Raw genomic sequence first — 14,730 nt, 5'->3', positions numbered from 1 at the left:
AACTTTAGAGGCAAGCCTATGAACAGCTCAACCAATGCAACCAAACGCTGGTGGTACATCATGCCTATCGTGTTTATCACGTATAGCCTGGCGTATCTCGACCGCGCAAACTTCAGCTTTGCTTCGGCAGCGGGCATTACTGAAGATTTAGGCATTACCAAAGGGATCTCGTCGTTACTGGGCGCCCTGTTTTTCCTCGGCTATTTCTTCTTCCAGATTCCGGGGGCAATTTATGCCGAACGCCGCAGCGTACGGAAACTCATTTTCGTGTGCCTGATCCTGTGGGGCGCCTGCGCTTCGTTGACCGGGATGGTGCACAATATTCCGGCGCTGGCGGCTATCCGCTTTATTCTTGGCGTGGTTGAGGCGGCGGTCATGCCGGCGATGCTGATTTACATCAGTAACTGGTTTACCAAATCCGAACGTTCGCGGGCCAATACCTTCTTAATCCTCGGTAACCCGGTGACGGTGCTGTGGATGTCGGTGGTATCCGGCTATCTGATTCAGTCCTTCGGCTGGCGTGAAATGTTTATCATTGAAGGCGTTCCGGCGGTGCTGTGGGCCTTCTGCTGGTGGGTGCTGGTCAAAGATAAACCGTCGCAGGTCAACTGGCTGGCGGAGAGCGAAAAAGCCGCCCTGCAGGCGCAGCTGGAAAGCGAACAGCAGGGAATCAAAGCCGTGCGCAACTACGGAGAGGCGTTCCGCTCACGCAACGTGATTCTGCTGTGCATGCAGTATTTCGCCTGGAGCATCGGCGTGTATGGCTTCGTCCTGTGGCTGCCGTCCATTATCCGCAGCGGCGGCGTCAATATGGGCATGGTGGAAGTGGGCTGGCTCTCCTCGGTACCTTACCTGGCTGCGACCATCGCGATGATCGTTGTCTCCTGGGCTTCGGATAAAATGCAGAACCGCAAACTGTTCGTCTGGCCGCTGCTGCTGATCGGCGGGCTGGCGTTCATCGGTTCCTGGGCGGTTGGCGCTAACCACTTCTGGACCTCCTATACGCTGCTGGTGATTGCCGGTGCGGCGATGTACGCCCCATATGGCCCTTTCTTCGCCATCATTCCGGAAATGCTGCCGCGTAACGTTGCCGGTGGCGCAATGGCCCTGATCAACAGCATGGGCGCCTTAGGCTCCTTCTTTGGCTCATGGTTTGTTGGCTACCTCAACGGCACCACCGGCAGCCCTTCGGCCTCGTACATTTTCATGGGAGTGGCGCTTTTCGCCTCGGTATGGCTTACTTTAATTGTTAAGCCCGCTAACAATCAAAAACTTCCGCTTGGCGCTCGTCACGCCTGATCCTTAAGACTACGGAGATCCGCATGAAGCCGTCCGTTATTCTCTATAAAACGCTTCCCGACGACCTGCAACAACGTCTGGAAAAACACTTTACCGTCACTCAGGTGAAAAACCTGAACCCGGAAACCGTCCAGCAGCACGCTGAAGCTTTCGCGCAAGCCGAAGGCCTGCTGGGGTCGAGCCAAAAAGTCGACGCCGCGTTGCTGGAGAAAATGCCCAGGCTTCGTGCGACCTCAACGATTTCCGTCGGCTATGACAACTTCGACGTGGACGCGCTGAACGCACGTAAAGTGCTGCTGATGCACACGCCGACCGTACTGACCGAGACCGTTGCCGACACGGTGATGGCGCTGGTGCTGAGCACCGCGCGTCGGGTGGTGGAAGTCGCCAACCGCGTGAAAGCCGGGGAATGGACCAAAAGCATCGGGGCGGACTGGTTCGGCACCGATGTGCACCACAAAACGCTGGGCATCGTCGGGATGGGCCGGATCGGGATGGCCCTGGCGCAGCGGGCGCACGCCGGTTTCGGCATGCCGATCCTGTATAACGCCCGCAGCCGGCATCCGCAGGCGGAAGAACGTTTTAACGCCCGCTACTGCGATCTGGATACCCTGCTGCAGGAAGCTGACGTGGTGTGCCTGATCCTGCCGCTGACCGACGAGACTCACCATCTGTTCAGTGCGGAAAAGTTCGCGAAAATGAAGTCCTCGGCGATCTTTATTAACGCCGGGCGCGGTCCGGTGGTTGATGAGAATGCCCTCATCGCCGCCTTGCAGAAGGGAGAAATTCACGCCGCCGGTCTGGACGTTTTCGAACACGAGCCGCTGGCGAAAGACTCTCCGCTGCTCAGCCTGCCGAATGTCGTCGCCCTGCCGCATATTGGTTCAGCCACCCATGAGACCCGCTACAATATGGCGGCCTGTGCGGTGGATAATCTGATTGATGCCCTCGAGGGGCGCGTCGAGAAGAACTGCGTGAATCCGCAGGTGAAGTAAAGGCTTATCAAGGTTGAGGCCACCCGGCCGAGCAGCGCCTCGGCCGGGCGGAACCCCGGAATCGGCGCCAGCGCCTCCTCCGGGTTAGCGAAACGGTTAGCGCGTAGCGTTAACCGCCGCCGTCCACGCCTGATTAAATGCCTGATGCTGGGCAGCCAGCGGGCCAATCAGGGTGTTGTACTGGCTGGCCTGTTGCGAAGTCGGGAACTGGATCCCGTTCGCCACAAAGCTTACCTGAGTATTTTGCTGAGCGATAAAATCACCCACCTGTACCAGCTGCTGCGTGAAGACCTGAGCGGCAGGAATCAGCGGCTGCAATGCATTGGCCGGTGCGGTTACCACTTTATTGTAAACCTGGTCAAAGACCGGCTTCAGATCGTCAGCCTGCTTCAGCGCGCTGTGTGCGCCATCGGCCTGCATTTTCGCATTTTCCAGCTGCTGGCTTAGCACGCCCAGCGCGCCGTTTGCCTGGCGCAGCGGTTCACGCTGAGTCACATAGTCCTGCGGTACGCGAATCGCGTTGACGCTGTCTACAACCGGGCGCAGACCCGCGTCCATCGCCTGACTTACCTGCTGTGAATAGCCGTAAATCACCGCGTAATCGGAGACAAAAGGACCAAACTGTTTTTTCTGATCGGCAGTCAGCGTCGGCAGACGTTCGCCGCTACGCATTGCCGTATTTTGCAGGAAGTCGATAAACGCTTTGCGCTGATCGCCTTCTTTATCAAAACACCCACTCAGGCTAACCACCATTAATAAGGCCGCAACAGCCGCAAACCAGCGAGAGCAGGACTTTCCTGTCGCCATTTTTATACTCCTTTCAGCCAAAAAAAGCGCACACAGACACACACGTGCCAGACGCTGACAAGGATAGTCCAGGTCGGCCTTGCAGGATACTCTTTCCTGACAATCTTCCGCAGGAAAAGCACCGTGCAGGGCGTTTTATTGGTCAGCGCTATCGTCTGTTAAGCTCATCACAATTACCGCCGTCGTTCATCCGGCAAAAATAAGACACAACAAATTGATTTAATTAAACTTTACCTTATCCTCCCGCGAGAAAGCCGCCAAAGAGAACGATAATCGCACGCTTCCTGGCCAGCCTGCGTTGCCTGAGCTCGGCTTCAATGCTTTGATGAATGAGCGATTAACGGCGATGCGTTCGATAATCGCACAAATCACCTTAACGACAGCGAGGGAGAGGATGACAATCCTGCTCCGTCCCCCGCTCTGGCTGCCAGGAATGCCGTATGAATAAGACAACCATCGATATTCAGGCTTTTATCAATGAACATCCGTTTACGAAGTACCAGTGGATGATTCTGGCCTTGTGTTTTATTACCGTCGCGATGGACGGATTCGATACCGCCATCATCGGTTTTATTGCCTCTGACCTGGTGCAGGAATGGGGCGTGGAAAAATCCGCGTTAGGCCCGGTGATGAGCGCCGCGCTGGTCGGTCTGGCCGTCGGCGCCCTGACCGCAGGACCGCTGGCGGACCGCATCGGGCGTAAGAAGGTGCTGTTGATGTCGATTGTGGTGTTCGGCAGCTTTAGCCTGCTGACCGCCTTCGCCACCAGCCTGAATCAACTGACGCTGCTGCGTTTCCTGACCGGCCTTGGGCTGGGCGCCGCGATGCCGAACGCCGCTACGCTGATGAGCGAGTATGCGCCGGAACGCCGCCGCGCTCTACTGGTAAATCTGATGTTCGTTGGCTTCCCGATGGGCTCGTCGCTGGGCGGCTTTCTCTCGGCCTGGATGATCCCGCATTACGGCTGGCAGAGCGTACTGATACTGGGCGGTGTGATGCCTCTGCTGCTGGCGGTGGCGCTGGTGTTCCTGTTGCCGGAATCGGCGCGCTATCTGGTCGTCAAACGGCAGCCTGCACAGCGGATTGCGGCGATTCTGCGTCGTATCGGCCCCGTGCCGCAACAGGTGGAATTCGAGCTGCATGAAGCCGGACAGGTAAAAGAAAAATCGGCGCTGGCGGTGATTTTCTCGCCGCGCTATCTCGTCGGCACCGTGATGCTATGTCTGACCTACTTTATGGGATTGCTGATTTTCTATTTACTGACCAGCTGGCTGCCGCTGCTGATTCGCGAAACCGGCGCCTCGATGAGCCAGGCATCGATCATCACCGCGCTGTTTCCGCTGGGCGGCGGGATTGGGGTACTGATCCTCGGCGCGCTGATGGATAAACTCAACCCCAATAAAGTGGTCGCCGTCGGCTGGCTGCTGACCGGCGCTTTCGTCTGTCTGGTGGGCTTCTCGACCAGCAGCCTGATCTTAATGGGTGTCATGGTCTTTATCGCCGGCAGCATTATGAACGGCGCGCAATCCTCGATGCCCGCGCTGGCGGCCGGATTTTATCCCACCCAGGGGCGGGCGACCGGCGTCGCCTGGATGTTGGGGATCGGCCGGTTTGGCGGGATCCTCGGCGCCTTCAGCGGGGCATTCCTGATGCAGGCCCAGCTCTCCTTCGGCACTATCTTCACCCTGCTGTCGATTCCGGCGTTTTTATCCGCCCTCGCGCTACTGGTGAAATATAAAATCAGCAAAAGTCTGCCGGTATCCCGGCGAACCGCAGTGAAAAATATGCAAAAGGCGTAATCTTCAGGCCAGCGAATAATCGCTGGCCTAAGCGCTTTCTTAACTGTTTACAAAAATTTTCCATTGCCATCTGTCTGGTGATTAATCATCACGTTATCGGTAATTTTCCTTCATTTTCCGCCGCCAGAAGTTAGTCCGCATGCACATAATAACCCCCGTGATCATTATTTGCGTTTTTTCTGACTATTCTTAATAAGCTGTATGACATTTACCTTATTGCTGTGTAAGAGAGGAGTTCTCAATGGAATATAAAGATCCCGTGGTTGAACTGCTTAGCAGCCTGGAACAAATTGTTTTCAAAGATATTTCTCAGACGATCGCCCCGCCTCGCAAGCAGACCGTATTTAGCGAGTTTGAACAGCTTCGCCAGGGCACCGGGCTCAAGATTGATGATTTTGCCAATGCCATGGGAGTGAGCGTGGCGATGGTGCAAGAGTGGGAGTCGAGACGCGTGAAGCCCTCTTCCACGGAGCTGAAATTAATGCGCTTAATTCAGGCGAATCCGCAGCTTTCAAGGCAACTTATTGACTGAAGTTCTATAATAAGAATCAGGTCTGGTTACGGTCCTCATACGGGACCGTTTTTATTTCTGTGAAAAAACGTTTGCTATCGCACCGCAAAAATGAGTTAATGCTCGCAGGTTTGATGTACAGACCACAGAGCATTAGTATAGAGTAGTCCTTGAGCGGTTATCATAGATACCCCGGTAGTGAACTTTCCCTTTATAGCTTCAAATCTGTAGTCCAGACCGTATCGCCGAAAGGTTCATTTATTATTTAAAGGTATTTCGCTATGTCCGGTAAAATGACTGGTATCGTAAAATGGTTCAACGCTGACAAAGGCTTCGGCTTCATCACTCCTGATGACGGTTCTAAAGATGTATTCGTACACTTCTCCGCTATCATGAACGATGGCTACAAATCCCTGGATGAAGGTCAGAAAGTTTCCTTCACCATCGAAAGCGGCGCTAAAGGCCCGGCAGCTGGCAACGTAACCAGCCTGTAAGCTTAAATTAAGCTCAGAATTTAAGATCCCTGCCTCACGGCGGGGATTTTTTTTTATCTGACTTTTTTATCTGACAATAATAAAACCGCCTTCTGAACGAGGGCGGTTTTTTTGTCTTCAGAGCGCCGCGAAATGCCAGCCGCCTTCCCGCCACTCCAGAGAATGGGTCAGCTTCAGCCCCTGCAGAAAAGCCACATCATGCGACACCACGATCATCGCTCCGGGAAATGCCGCCAGCGCCGCTTCTATCGCCTGCGTGGAGGCTAAATCAAGATGGTTAGTCGGCTCATCGAGCAGCAGAAGCTGCGTCGCGTCACGTCGCCATAAGACGCAGGCCAGCGCCGCCTTTAAGCGCTCCCCGCCGCTTAACGCCGCCAGCGGCAGATTGATTTTATCCGTCCCTAGCTGCAGCCGGGCGAGACGGCTACGCAGCACGCCCGCCTCCAGCGGCGTATCCTCAAGGTTAAGGTGCGCCATCACCGACAGCGACAGGTCCAGCTGCGTCAGATGCTGATCCAACCAGGCCGCGTTCACCGATAGCCGACACTCACCGGATAAGGGCTGTTCCAGCCCTACCAGGGTTTTCAGCAGGGTGGTTTTCCCACAGCCATTAGGCCCGCGCAACGCCACACGCATTGGCCCATCGAGCCGCCAGTCGAGCGGCGACGTTGCCAGATGCGCCAGCTGTAGCGACTCCAGCACTAACACCTGTTTACCGGCGGCAACCTGGCTCCCTGGAAGGGTAAATATCACCGACGTCTCCTCCTCCACCCGCTCACGCGCCTGCATCACCGCCGCATTTAGGGCACTATTTTGCTCCCGGTGCTGGCGCTGTAACGTCCCAGGGCGCTCTTTCGCCGCCCCTTTGTACTTCACCCGTTCAAAAGAGGCGATATTCAGCGTATCCACAACGCGCAGCGTCTGTGCAGAGCGCCGCTGGCTGGCATCGTGTTCCTTTTGCATCCGGGCGCGGGTACGGCGACGTTCGGTTGCCGCGTGTTCCAACGCCGCGCGAGCCGCCTGCCGTTCCGCGTCGCGCTGCTGCTGGTAATCGGCATAGTTGCCGCCATAGCTGCGTAAGGCGCCAGGCGTGAGTTCAAGGATACGCGGCACTCTGGCCAGCAGTTCACGATCGTGGCTGGCGATAAGCGCCCCGCCGGACCAGCGTTCCAGCTGCTGATATAGCCATTCCCGTCCCTGGCGATCCAGATGATTAGTCGGTTCATCAAGCAGCAGGTAATCGGCAGCGGAAAGAAATGCGCCGCACAGCAACGCCTTCACCCGTTCGCCACCGCTGAACGACGAGGCGAGGCGATCGGGGGAAAACGCCGGTAAGCCGGCGTGCCGGAATGCCGCACTCAAACGCTCCGGGAGATCCCAAAAACCGTCCAGGCTATCCACATCGTCTGCCAGCGCCTCGCCGCGTTCAAGGCGCTGCAATGCAGCAAAGACCGGCTGATAGCCCAGCAGGGCGGCCAGCGTGGTCCGGGGGGTAATCGCCTGCTGCTGGGCAACATAGGCTATGGACGCGGAACGCTCGATATGGCCGCCAGAGGGGGCGTCCAGACCGGCCAGCAGACGCAGCAAACGGGTTTTGCCAACGCCGTTACGCCCGACCAGACCGCAATACGAATTTTCCAGCGCTAAAGTCAGCGGGCCAAAAAGCGTCTCTCCCGTCGCAAACTGACAGGTGACCTGATGCAAAATAAAAGAGGGGGATTGGGCACAATGGGCCATAAGCACTCCTGAATGAAATCAATACTTCCCCTACCGGCAAATCGCGCTGGCAAGGATCCGAATTCAGCAGGTGTGTTTGTCCATTTTCAGGGTGCTCTCAGTGAGACGAGGGGTTCGTCGGGGCATAGGATAGCCACACCGACGCCCCCATTTCAAGATTATTTTTTCCGCACCGGGGTACGCCCGTGGCAAAAGGAGCCGTCGGAAACCGTCATTTCCCCCCTCAACGAGGCACACCATATCGGTAATATGGCCCGCGGCTACACGCTCAATTTTCATTCTATTTTTTTGAATGAGATGCGCAAATTGTTCCGATTTTAATCAGCCGAATATGGTCCTATCATTTATCACATCAGAGCAATAACGCTCTATACCAGATAAAAAAACTTAAGGAATATGACCATGAAATCCATCAAAACTTTCGTTGCAGTTTCTGTTCTTTCGATGATGTCTTTCGGTGCATTCGCACAAAGCATCAGCACCACCGCCTCCACTCTGGATCGTGCAGAAGCAAAAATTGCCGCTCAGGCCGCTGAACAAGGCGCGTCATACAAAATTACCAGCGCCCAGTTCAATAACCGCGTTCATATGACGGCAGAACTGACCAAATAAGCCCCACCCGCGCTCCTGCCGGGCCGCCGGAAGTTGACCAGACAGGCGACAATGACAACACGATGAAGAAGGAACCTGAAATGAAGACTATCAGCGTGATAACCGCCCTGTTTCTGGCAGCTTCACTGTCATCCGCGGTGATGGCCGCCGGGCAGCACGCCGGGCCACCGGAAGCCGGTGCGAATATGGATACGTCGCTGCATCAGAACCGTATTAACGTCAGTCACGCTTTTGATAAAGAGAGTCTGACCGCGGGCAATCTGCAGTAAAGACAGGCGCCGCAAGGCGGCTGAACGGGCGAGGGAGTCATTCTGCCGCCATAAAAAAACCTGCCGGAGGGCAGGTTTTTTGTTATGCGAAAAACGCTTACTGCAGCAGCGAAATATCCGCGACCTGCAGGAACAGATCGCGCAGTTTCGACAGCAGCGTCAGTCGGTTAATACGCACTTCGCGATCTTCAGCGTTAACCATCACGTTCTCAAAGAACTCGTCCACCGGTTCACGCAGGGAGGCCAGCTCGATCAGCGCATCCTGATAACGACCCTCGGCGAAATATGGCTGCAGCTTATCGCGCAGCACCACCAGGTGACCCGCCAGCTTGATTTCAGCCGCTTCTTTCAGCACGGAAGCGTGGACGATATCGTTCAGCGTCTCGTCGGATTTTGCCAGAATGTTGGAGACGCGCTTGTTGGCTGCCGCCAGCGCGGACGCCTCTTCCAGAGTACGGAAGTGCGATACCGCCTTCATACGGGCGTCAAAATCGGCCGGGCGGGTCGGACGACGCGCCAGCACCGCCTGAATGGTGTCGACGGTGTAGCCCTGGTCCTGATACCAGGCGCGGAAACGACCGAGCATAAAGTCGATAACGTCATCCACCACGTTGGCGTTAGTCAGCTTGTCACCATACAGACGCACCGCTTCTTCAGTGAGGGTCTGCAGATCCAGATTCAGGTTCTTTTCAACGATGATACGCAGCACGCCCAGCGCGGCGCGGCGCAGCGCGAACGGGTCTTTATCCCCTTTCGGATGCTGACCGATACCAAAGATCCCCGCCAGGGTATCCATCTTATCGGCAATCGCCACGGCGCAGGCCACCGGATTAGACGGCAGCTCATCGCCGGCAAAGCGCGGCTGGTACTGTTCGTTCAGCGCCACGGCAACGTCTTCGGCTTCGCCATCATGACGCGCGTAGTGCATCCCCATCACGCCCTGAGTATCGGTGAACTCGAAAACCATGTTGGTCATCAGGTCGCACTTCGACAGCAGGCCCGCACGGGTCGCGTGGTTAACGTCAGCGCCAATCTGCCCGGCAATCCAGCCCGCCAGGGCCTGAATACGGTCGGTCTTGTCGCGCAGGGTGCCCAGCTGCTGCTGGAACAGCACGGTCTGCAGACGCGGAAGATGGTCTTCCAGACGCTTTTTACGGTCGGTATTGAAGAAGAACTCGGCATCGGCCAGACGCGGACGCACCACCTTCTCGTTACCGGAGATGATCTGCTGCGGGTCTTTGGATTCGATGTTGGCGACGAAGATAAAGTTCGGCAGCAGTTTGCCGTCTTCAGCGTAAACCGGGAAGTACTTCTGGTCACCTTTCATGGTGTAAACCAGCGCTTCGGACGGTACCGCGAGGAATTTTTCTTCGAATTTCGCCGTCAGCACCACCGGCCACTCCACCAGTGAGGTGACCTCTTCCAGCAGGCTTTCGCTCAGATCGGCCTTACCGCCAATCTTACGCGCGGCGTCTTCCGCGCCGGCTTTAATCATGGCCTTACGCGCTGCGTAATCCGCCACCACTTTACCGCGCTCCAGCAGAATCTGCGGATACTGGTCGGCATTGTCGATGGTGAATTCCGCCTCGCCCATAAAGCGATGGCCGCGGATCACGCGATCGGACTCGATGCCGAGAACCGTTGCCGGAACGACTTTGTCACCCAGCAGCAGGGTCACGGTGTGAACCGGACGGACGAAGTGGACGTCAGAATCGCCCCAGCGCATCAGTTTCGGGATCGGCAGCTTCGCGAGAGAGGTCGCCACCATGTTTGGCAGCAGCACTTCCGCGCTTTCACCTTTCACATGGGCGCGGTACAGCAGCCATTCGCCTTTGTCGGTTGCCATGCGCTCGGCCTGGTCAACGGTGATACCGCAGCCACGCGCCCAGCCTTCGGCCGCTTTGCTCGGCTTACCTTCGGCATCGAACGCCGCAGAAACCGCCGGGCCGCGTTTTTCAACTTCGCGATCGGGCTGTGCCGCCGCCAGGTTAGCGACTTTCAGCGCCAGACGGCGCGGCGCGGCAAACCATTCAACGGCGCCGTGGGCTAAGCCCGCCGCATCCAGCTCGGCGGTAAAGTTCGCAGCAAAGGACTCCGCCAGGCTGCGCAGGGCTTTTGGTGGCAGCTCTTCGGTACCGATCTCCACCAGGAAAGTTTTCTCAGACATGGCCGCCTCTTATTTGTTTTTGTTGCACATCGGGAAGCCAAGGGCTTCACGGGAAGCGTAGTACGCTTCCGCCACTGCTTTCGTCAGGGTGCGAATGCGCAGGATATAGCGCTGACGCTCGGTAACGGAGATGGCTTTGCGTGCATCCAGCAGGTTGAAGCTATGGGCGGCCTTCAGGATACGCTCGTAGGCAGGCAGCGGCAGCGGATTTTCCAGCGCCAGCAGCTGCTGCGCTTCTTTCTCATACTGCTCAAAGCAGGAGAACAGGAAGTCGACGTCCGCGTATTCAAAGTTATAGGTCGACTGCTCGACTTCGTTTTGATGGAACACGTCGCCGTAGGTGGTTTTACCCAGCGGGCCGTCGCTCCAGACCAGGTCGTAAACGCTGTCCACGCCCTGAATGTACATCGCCAGACGTTCCAGACCATAGGTGATCTCACCGGTAACCGGTTTACATTCCAGGCCACCCACCTGCTGGAAGTAAGTGAACTGCGTCACTTCCATCCCGTTCAGCCACACTTCCCAGCCCAGACCCCAGGCCCCCAGCGTCGGGTTCTCCCAGTTGTCTTCCACGAAGCGAATGTCGTGAATCGTCGGATCCATACCCAGCTCTTTCAGAGACCCAAGGTACAGCTCCTGAATGTTGTCCGGCGATGGCTTAATCACCACCTGGAACTGATAGTAGTGCTGTAAGCGGTTCGGGTTTTCGCCATAGCGGCCGTCGGTTGGGCGGCGGGAAGGTTGCACATAGGCAGTCGCCATCGGCTCTGGCCCCAACGCACGCAGGCAGGTCATCGGGTGAGAGGTGCCGGCGCCGACTTCCATGTCCAGTGGTTGAACAATGGTGCAGCCCTGACGAGCCCAGTAATCCTGTAAGGTCAGGATCAGGCCCTGGAAGGTCCTGGTATCAAACTTTTGCATATTATTTCGTGCTGGATACGTGTGGATTTAAAGGAAGGGATCAGTATACCCGCTGACTGCGAGATATACAGTACGAAACGGCGTTGTTTAACTAAAATTGCGGAAATTAACGCCAGCACGCGGCATCAGGGGCGCGTTTAACGCATAGAAAGATGTAAAAACTGCCCATCTGGGTCGAAAGAACAGATAAAACGCTCATTCTGCGCAGTCAGGCCTGAGAGCTCATAGCTCCCCTGGAACTGCTCGAAATGACTGACGTCGACCATACGCTCCCTTGTGCTGTAGCGCTTCGCGGCCTGTTCCTTACAGAGTTGTTCCATATTGCGGGTAATTTGCGGCGTAATCCCTGCACGTTGTGCTTTTTGCATCGGCTGGTTCGGCGTCTGGCTGCAGCCCGCAAGGAGGAGCAATATCAGTCCAGAAAAAAAATATTTCATCACCCTGTTCCTCAGCCGCCTTGTTAGCAAATTGTTATATTGAGATTACGTGAAATCACCCGAACATTGTGCGAATCTCTCCACATCTCTACAAGTCTGCTACGGTAAACTCGGAATATTCCATTGCGACACGGCGGCACAAGGGCAGTCAGAGCCTGTTTAAGAAGGAGCCATTGAGGTACTGATGCAGGAAAAAATAAACTGGATAACAAGTTTGCGCGGCATCGCATGCCTGATGGTGGTGATGATCCATAGCACCACCTGGTATATCACCCATCCCCATACCATCAGTTTGCTGAACTGGGATATCGCCAATCTGCTTAATTCCGCCTCCCGGGTCAGCGTCCCGCTGTTTTTCATGATCTCAGGCTATCTGTTTTTCGGCGAACGCAGCGCCCGGCCGCGGCATTTTCGCCGTATTGTGCTGTGCGTGCTGTTTTATAGCGCGCTGTCGCTGCTCTACATCACCCTGTTCACCCATATCAACGTGGCGTTATCGCTGAAGAATCTGCTGCAAAAGCCGGTGTTCTACCACCTGTGGTTTTTCTTCGCCATCATCGTCATTTATCTGCTTTCGCCACTCCTGCAGGTTAAGCAGATCGGCGGTAAAATGCTGCTGGTCCTGATGCTGGTGATGGGCATTCTGGCGAATCCCAATATGGTGTCGGTGAAGGCGGGCGGCGTCGAATGGTTGCCGATCAATCTCTATATCAACGGCGATACCTTTTACTATGTGCTGTACGGCGTGCTGGGGCGAGCGATTGGCATGCTGGATACCGATAAAAAATGGCTCACCCCGCTATGCGCCGTGCTCTTCGCGGCAGCGGTTTGGGTTATCTCCCGCGGGACGCTGCACGAGCTGAAGTGGCGCGGCGACTTCGGTGACACCTGGTATTTATATTGCGGACCGGCGGTTTTTATCTGTGCCATGGCGCTGCTGACGCTGGTGAAAAATACCCTCAATGCCCGCCCGATCCCGGCTCTGGCGCTGATTGCCCGCCATTCTCTAGGGATCTACGGGTTTCACGCGCTGATCATCCACGCGCTACGGGCCAGCGGTCTTGAAATGACCCGCTGGCCGCTGCTGGATATTTTCTGGGTGTTCAGCGCCGCAGTACTGGGAAGCCTGCTGCTGTCGACGCTGGTACAACGCATCGATAGCCGTCGTCTGGTCAGCTAGCGCGCGAAGACGTAACCCGCCCCGTCCGGGGCGGGTTATCAGGATGACATCAGCGGCAGCAGCTGCTGGTAAATCTGGCGGAACGTCTCGCGACGCGGCGCATAGCGGGCGAAGCGTTCCGCGTCCGGCCGGTGGGCCTGTTCCAGCGGCAGCTGCGGGAGGAGGTCGGAAAACGCCGCCCCTTTATGCAGCGCCAGCTGGGCTAAGCGGGCCGCCCCCAGCGCTGGCCCGACGTCGCCGCCGGTACGAAAATCAAGCTGCTGACCGCTGATATCCGCCAGCATCTGCCGCCACCAGGCGCTGCGCGCACCGCCGCCGATCAAGGTAATGCTCTCCGGCTTCACGCCGCAGGCATGAACCACATCCATCCCATCCGCCAGCGCGAAGCCCACCCCCTCCAGCACCGCGCGGGCCAGCTCGGCCGGGCCGTGCTGATGCGTCAGGCCGAAAAAGACGCCCTTGGCATGCGGGTTGTTATGCGGCGTCCGTTCCCCGGAAAGATAAGGCAGAAACCACACCGGGCCGGCATTGCCGTTCGCCGATTCCGCCGCGGCCACCAGCGCCGGTACCGTGCCGAGGCCAGTCAGCTTCGCCGCCCAGTCGAGACAGGACGCCGCGCTCAGCATCACCGACATCAAATGCCAGCGTCCCGGCAGGGCGTGGCAAAAGCTGTGCACCGCGCTTTCAGGCCGACTGAGAAAACCGTCGCTGACGGCAAAATAGACCCCGGAGGTCCCCAGCGACAGCATCGCCTGGCCCGCATCCGCCATGCCAACGCCGACGGCGCCGGCAGCATTATCGCCGCCGCCGGCCACCACCAGCGCCTGCGGCATATTCCACGCCTGGGCGACGGCAGGACGCAGCGTCCCCGTCACGTCACAACCTTCAAACAGCGCGGGCATATTGTCGCGGCTCAGACCGCAGGCAGCGAGCATTTCATCGCTCCAGTCGCGCTGCGCCACATCCATCCACATTGTCCCGGCCGCGTCCGACATGTCGCTGGCAAACTCGCCGGTCATGCGCAAACGGAGATAATCTTTCGGTAACAGGACCTTATCCACCTGGCGGAAGATTTGCGCTTCGTGGCGCTGAACCCACAGCAGTTTCGGCGCGGTGAAGCCCGGCATCATCAGGTTGCCGGTGATCTGCCGCGAACGGCTGACGGTCTCTTCCAGCTGTACGCACTCTTCGCCGCTGCGCCCGTCATTCCATAAAATGGCCGGGCGCAGCACGCGTTGTTGTTTATCCAGCAACGTTGCGCCATGCATCTGTCCGGCGATGCCCACCGCCTTCACGTCACGCAGCGAGTGCCGGGCTCCCAGCGCTTTTATTGCGCCATCCGTCGCCTGCCACCAGTGCTCGGGGTCTTGTTCGGACCATAGCGGGTGCGGGCGCGATACGGTAAGGGGTTCGGTGTGCGACGCCATGACCTCGCCCTGCTCATTAAGCAGAATGGCCTTCACGCCCGAGGTGCCTAAATCAATCCCGATGTACATACAGCC

The 14,730-nt window shown here is 57.1% G+C and carries 14 protein-coding genes; 8 read left to right on the top strand and 6 right to left on the bottom strand.

The annotated features are described in order from the left end of the window. The first annotated feature begins 18 nt into the window (after window positions 1-18). Together EDF73_RS11935 and ghrB are read left to right on the top strand one after the other, a co-directional pair. Window positions 19-1,299 carry an MFS transporter gene (locus tag EDF73_RS11935; protein WP_132729345.1) on the top strand — a complete coding sequence of 427 codons (1,281 nt, stop codon included), beginning with the start codon at window positions 19-21 and terminating at the stop codon, window positions 1,297-1,299. A 23-nt stretch (window positions 1,300-1,322) separates the two neighbouring features. Further along, window positions 1,323-2,294, top strand: coding sequence for a glyoxylate/hydroxypyruvate reductase GhrB (gene ghrB / locus EDF73_RS11930; protein ID WP_132729344.1), 972 nt, complete (start codon window positions 1,323-1,325; stop codon window positions 2,292-2,294). Window positions 2,295-2,390: 96 nt separating this feature from the next. Here ghrB and EDF73_RS11925 read toward each other — a convergent pair whose 3' ends face one another. Then, window positions 2,391-3,101, bottom strand: coding sequence for a DUF3053 domain-containing protein (locus EDF73_RS11925; protein ID WP_132729343.1), 711 nt, complete (start codon window positions 3,099-3,101; stop codon window positions 2,391-2,393). Window positions 3,102-3,541: 440 nt separating this feature from the next. On the opposite strand from EDF73_RS11925, the gene EDF73_RS11920 reads away from it, so the two are divergent. The 3 genes from EDF73_RS11920 (at window position 3,542) to cspA (ending at window position 5,905) form a co-directional block, all read left to right on the top strand. Continuing rightward, window positions 3,542-4,900 carry an aromatic acid/H+ symport family MFS transporter gene (locus EDF73_RS11920; RefSeq protein WP_132729342.1) on the top strand — a complete coding sequence of 453 codons (1,359 nt, stop codon included), beginning with the start codon at window positions 3,542-3,544 and terminating at the stop codon, window positions 4,898-4,900. A 241-nt stretch (window positions 4,901-5,141) separates the two neighbouring features. After that, window positions 5,142-5,432, top strand: coding sequence for an HTH-type transcriptional regulator (locus EDF73_RS11915; protein WP_132729341.1), 291 nt, complete (start codon window positions 5,142-5,144; stop codon window positions 5,430-5,432). Window positions 5,433-5,692: 260 nt separating this feature from the next. Continuing rightward, the gene (gene cspA / locus EDF73_RS11910; RefSeq protein WP_004868803.1) at window positions 5,693-5,905 is read left to right on the top strand and encodes an RNA chaperone/antiterminator CspA; all 213 of its coding nucleotides are present in this window, start codon (window positions 5,693-5,695) and stop codon (window positions 5,903-5,905) included. Between the two features lie 117 nt (window positions 5,906-6,022). Here the strand turns inward: cspA and EDF73_RS11905 are convergent, their stop codons facing one another. Continuing rightward, window positions 6,023-7,642, bottom strand: a complete 1,620-nt coding sequence (locus EDF73_RS11905; protein WP_132729340.1) for an ABC-F family ATP-binding cassette domain-containing protein — start codon at window positions 7,640-7,642, stop codon at window positions 6,023-6,025. Between the two features lie 402 nt (window positions 7,643-8,044). Here EDF73_RS11905 and EDF73_RS11900 point away from each other — a divergent pair, with 402 nt between their 5' ends. Next, window positions 8,045-8,254: a YdgH/BhsA/McbA-like domain containing protein gene (locus tag EDF73_RS11900; RefSeq protein WP_132729339.1), complete on the top strand. Its 210-nt coding sequence runs from the start codon at window positions 8,045-8,047 to the stop codon at window positions 8,252-8,254. A gap of 80 nt (window positions 8,255-8,334) precedes the next feature. After that, on the top strand, window positions 8,335-8,523 hold the full coding sequence (locus tag EDF73_RS11895; protein WP_132729338.1) for a hypothetical protein: 189 nt from the start codon (window positions 8,335-8,337) through the stop codon (window positions 8,521-8,523). A gap of 97 nt (window positions 8,524-8,620) precedes the next feature. Here the strand turns inward: EDF73_RS11895 and glyS are convergent, their stop codons facing one another. The 3 genes from glyS to EDF73_RS11880 form a co-directional block, all read right to left on the bottom strand. Further along, window positions 8,621-10,690 (bottom strand): glycine--tRNA ligase subunit beta, encoded by a 2,070-nt coding sequence (gene glyS / locus EDF73_RS11890; RefSeq protein WP_132729337.1) that lies wholly within the window; start codon window positions 10,688-10,690, stop codon window positions 8,621-8,623. 9 nt (window positions 10,691-10,699) lie between these two features. Continuing rightward, window positions 10,700-11,611, bottom strand: coding sequence for a glycine--tRNA ligase subunit alpha (gene glyQ, locus EDF73_RS11885; RefSeq protein WP_004126458.1), 912 nt, complete (start codon window positions 11,609-11,611; stop codon window positions 10,700-10,702). A 137-nt stretch (window positions 11,612-11,748) separates the two neighbouring features. Further along, complete coding sequence (locus EDF73_RS11880; RefSeq protein ID WP_132729336.1) at window positions 11,749-12,048, bottom strand: YsaB family lipoprotein; 300 nt, start codon at window positions 12,046-12,048, stop codon at window positions 11,749-11,751. A gap of 184 nt (window positions 12,049-12,232) precedes the next feature. Between EDF73_RS11880 and EDF73_RS11875 the strand changes: the two genes are divergently transcribed. Continuing rightward, entirely contained in the window at window positions 12,233-13,228 is a 996-nt protein-coding gene (locus EDF73_RS11875; protein WP_132729335.1) for an acyltransferase, read from the top strand. Window positions 13,229-13,266: 38 nt separating this feature from the next. Here EDF73_RS11875 and xylB read toward each other — a convergent pair whose 3' ends face one another. Next, complete coding sequence (xylB, locus tag EDF73_RS11870) at window positions 13,267-14,724, bottom strand: xylulokinase (RefSeq protein WP_132729334.1); 1,458 nt, start codon at window positions 14,722-14,724, stop codon at window positions 13,267-13,269. Window positions 14,725-14,730: the final 6 nt, after the last annotated feature.

Origin of the sequence: Klebsiella sp. BIGb0138 (genome assembly GCF_004342285.1) — a bacterium.
In the GTDB taxonomy this organism is placed as follows: Bacteria; Pseudomonadota; Gammaproteobacteria; order Enterobacterales; family Enterobacteriaceae; genus Klebsiella.
This window is presented reverse-complemented; position numbering and strand designations above follow the sequence as displayed.

Coding starts and splice junctions, on each gene's coding strand:
- EDF73_RS11915 (WP_132729341.1), top strand. CDS start 5,142: ATGGAATATAAAGATCCCGTGGTTGAACTGCTTAGCAGCCTGGAACAA.
- cspA (WP_004868803.1), top strand. CDS start 5,693: ATGTCCGGTAAAATGACTGGTATCGTAAAATGGTTCAACGCTGACAAA.
- EDF73_RS11875 (WP_132729335.1), top strand. CDS start 12,233: ATGCAGGAAAAAATAAACTGGATAACAAGTTTGCGCGGCATCGCATGC.
- glyQ (WP_004126458.1), bottom strand. CDS start 11,611: ATGCAAAAGTTTGATACCAGGACCTTCCAGGGCCTGATCCTGACCTTA.
- EDF73_RS11925 (WP_132729343.1), bottom strand. CDS start 3,101: ATGGCGACAGGAAAGTCCTGCTCTCGCTGGTTTGCGGCTGTTGCGGCC.
- EDF73_RS11900 (WP_132729339.1), top strand. CDS start 8,045: ATGAAATCCATCAAAACTTTCGTTGCAGTTTCTGTTCTTTCGATGATG.
- EDF73_RS11880 (WP_132729336.1), bottom strand. CDS start 12,048: ATGAAATATTTTTTTTCTGGACTGATATTGCTCCTCCTTGCGGGCTGC.
- glyS (WP_132729337.1), bottom strand. CDS start 10,690: ATGTCTGAGAAAACTTTCCTGGTGGAGATCGGTACCGAAGAGCTGCCA.
- ghrB (WP_132729344.1), top strand. CDS start 1,323: ATGAAGCCGTCCGTTATTCTCTATAAAACGCTTCCCGACGACCTGCAA.
- EDF73_RS11935 (WP_132729345.1), top strand. CDS start 19: ATGAACAGCTCAACCAATGCAACCAAACGCTGGTGGTACATCATGCCT.
- EDF73_RS11905 (WP_132729340.1), bottom strand. CDS start 7,642: ATGGCCCATTGTGCCCAATCCCCCTCTTTTATTTTGCATCAGGTCACC.
- EDF73_RS11920 (WP_132729342.1), top strand. CDS start 3,542: ATGAATAAGACAACCATCGATATTCAGGCTTTTATCAATGAACATCCG.
- xylB (WP_132729334.1), bottom strand. CDS start 14,724: ATGTACATCGGGATTGATTTAGGCACCTCGGGCGTGAAGGCCATTCTG.
- EDF73_RS11895 (WP_132729338.1), top strand. CDS start 8,335: ATGAAGACTATCAGCGTGATAACCGCCCTGTTTCTGGCAGCTTCACTG.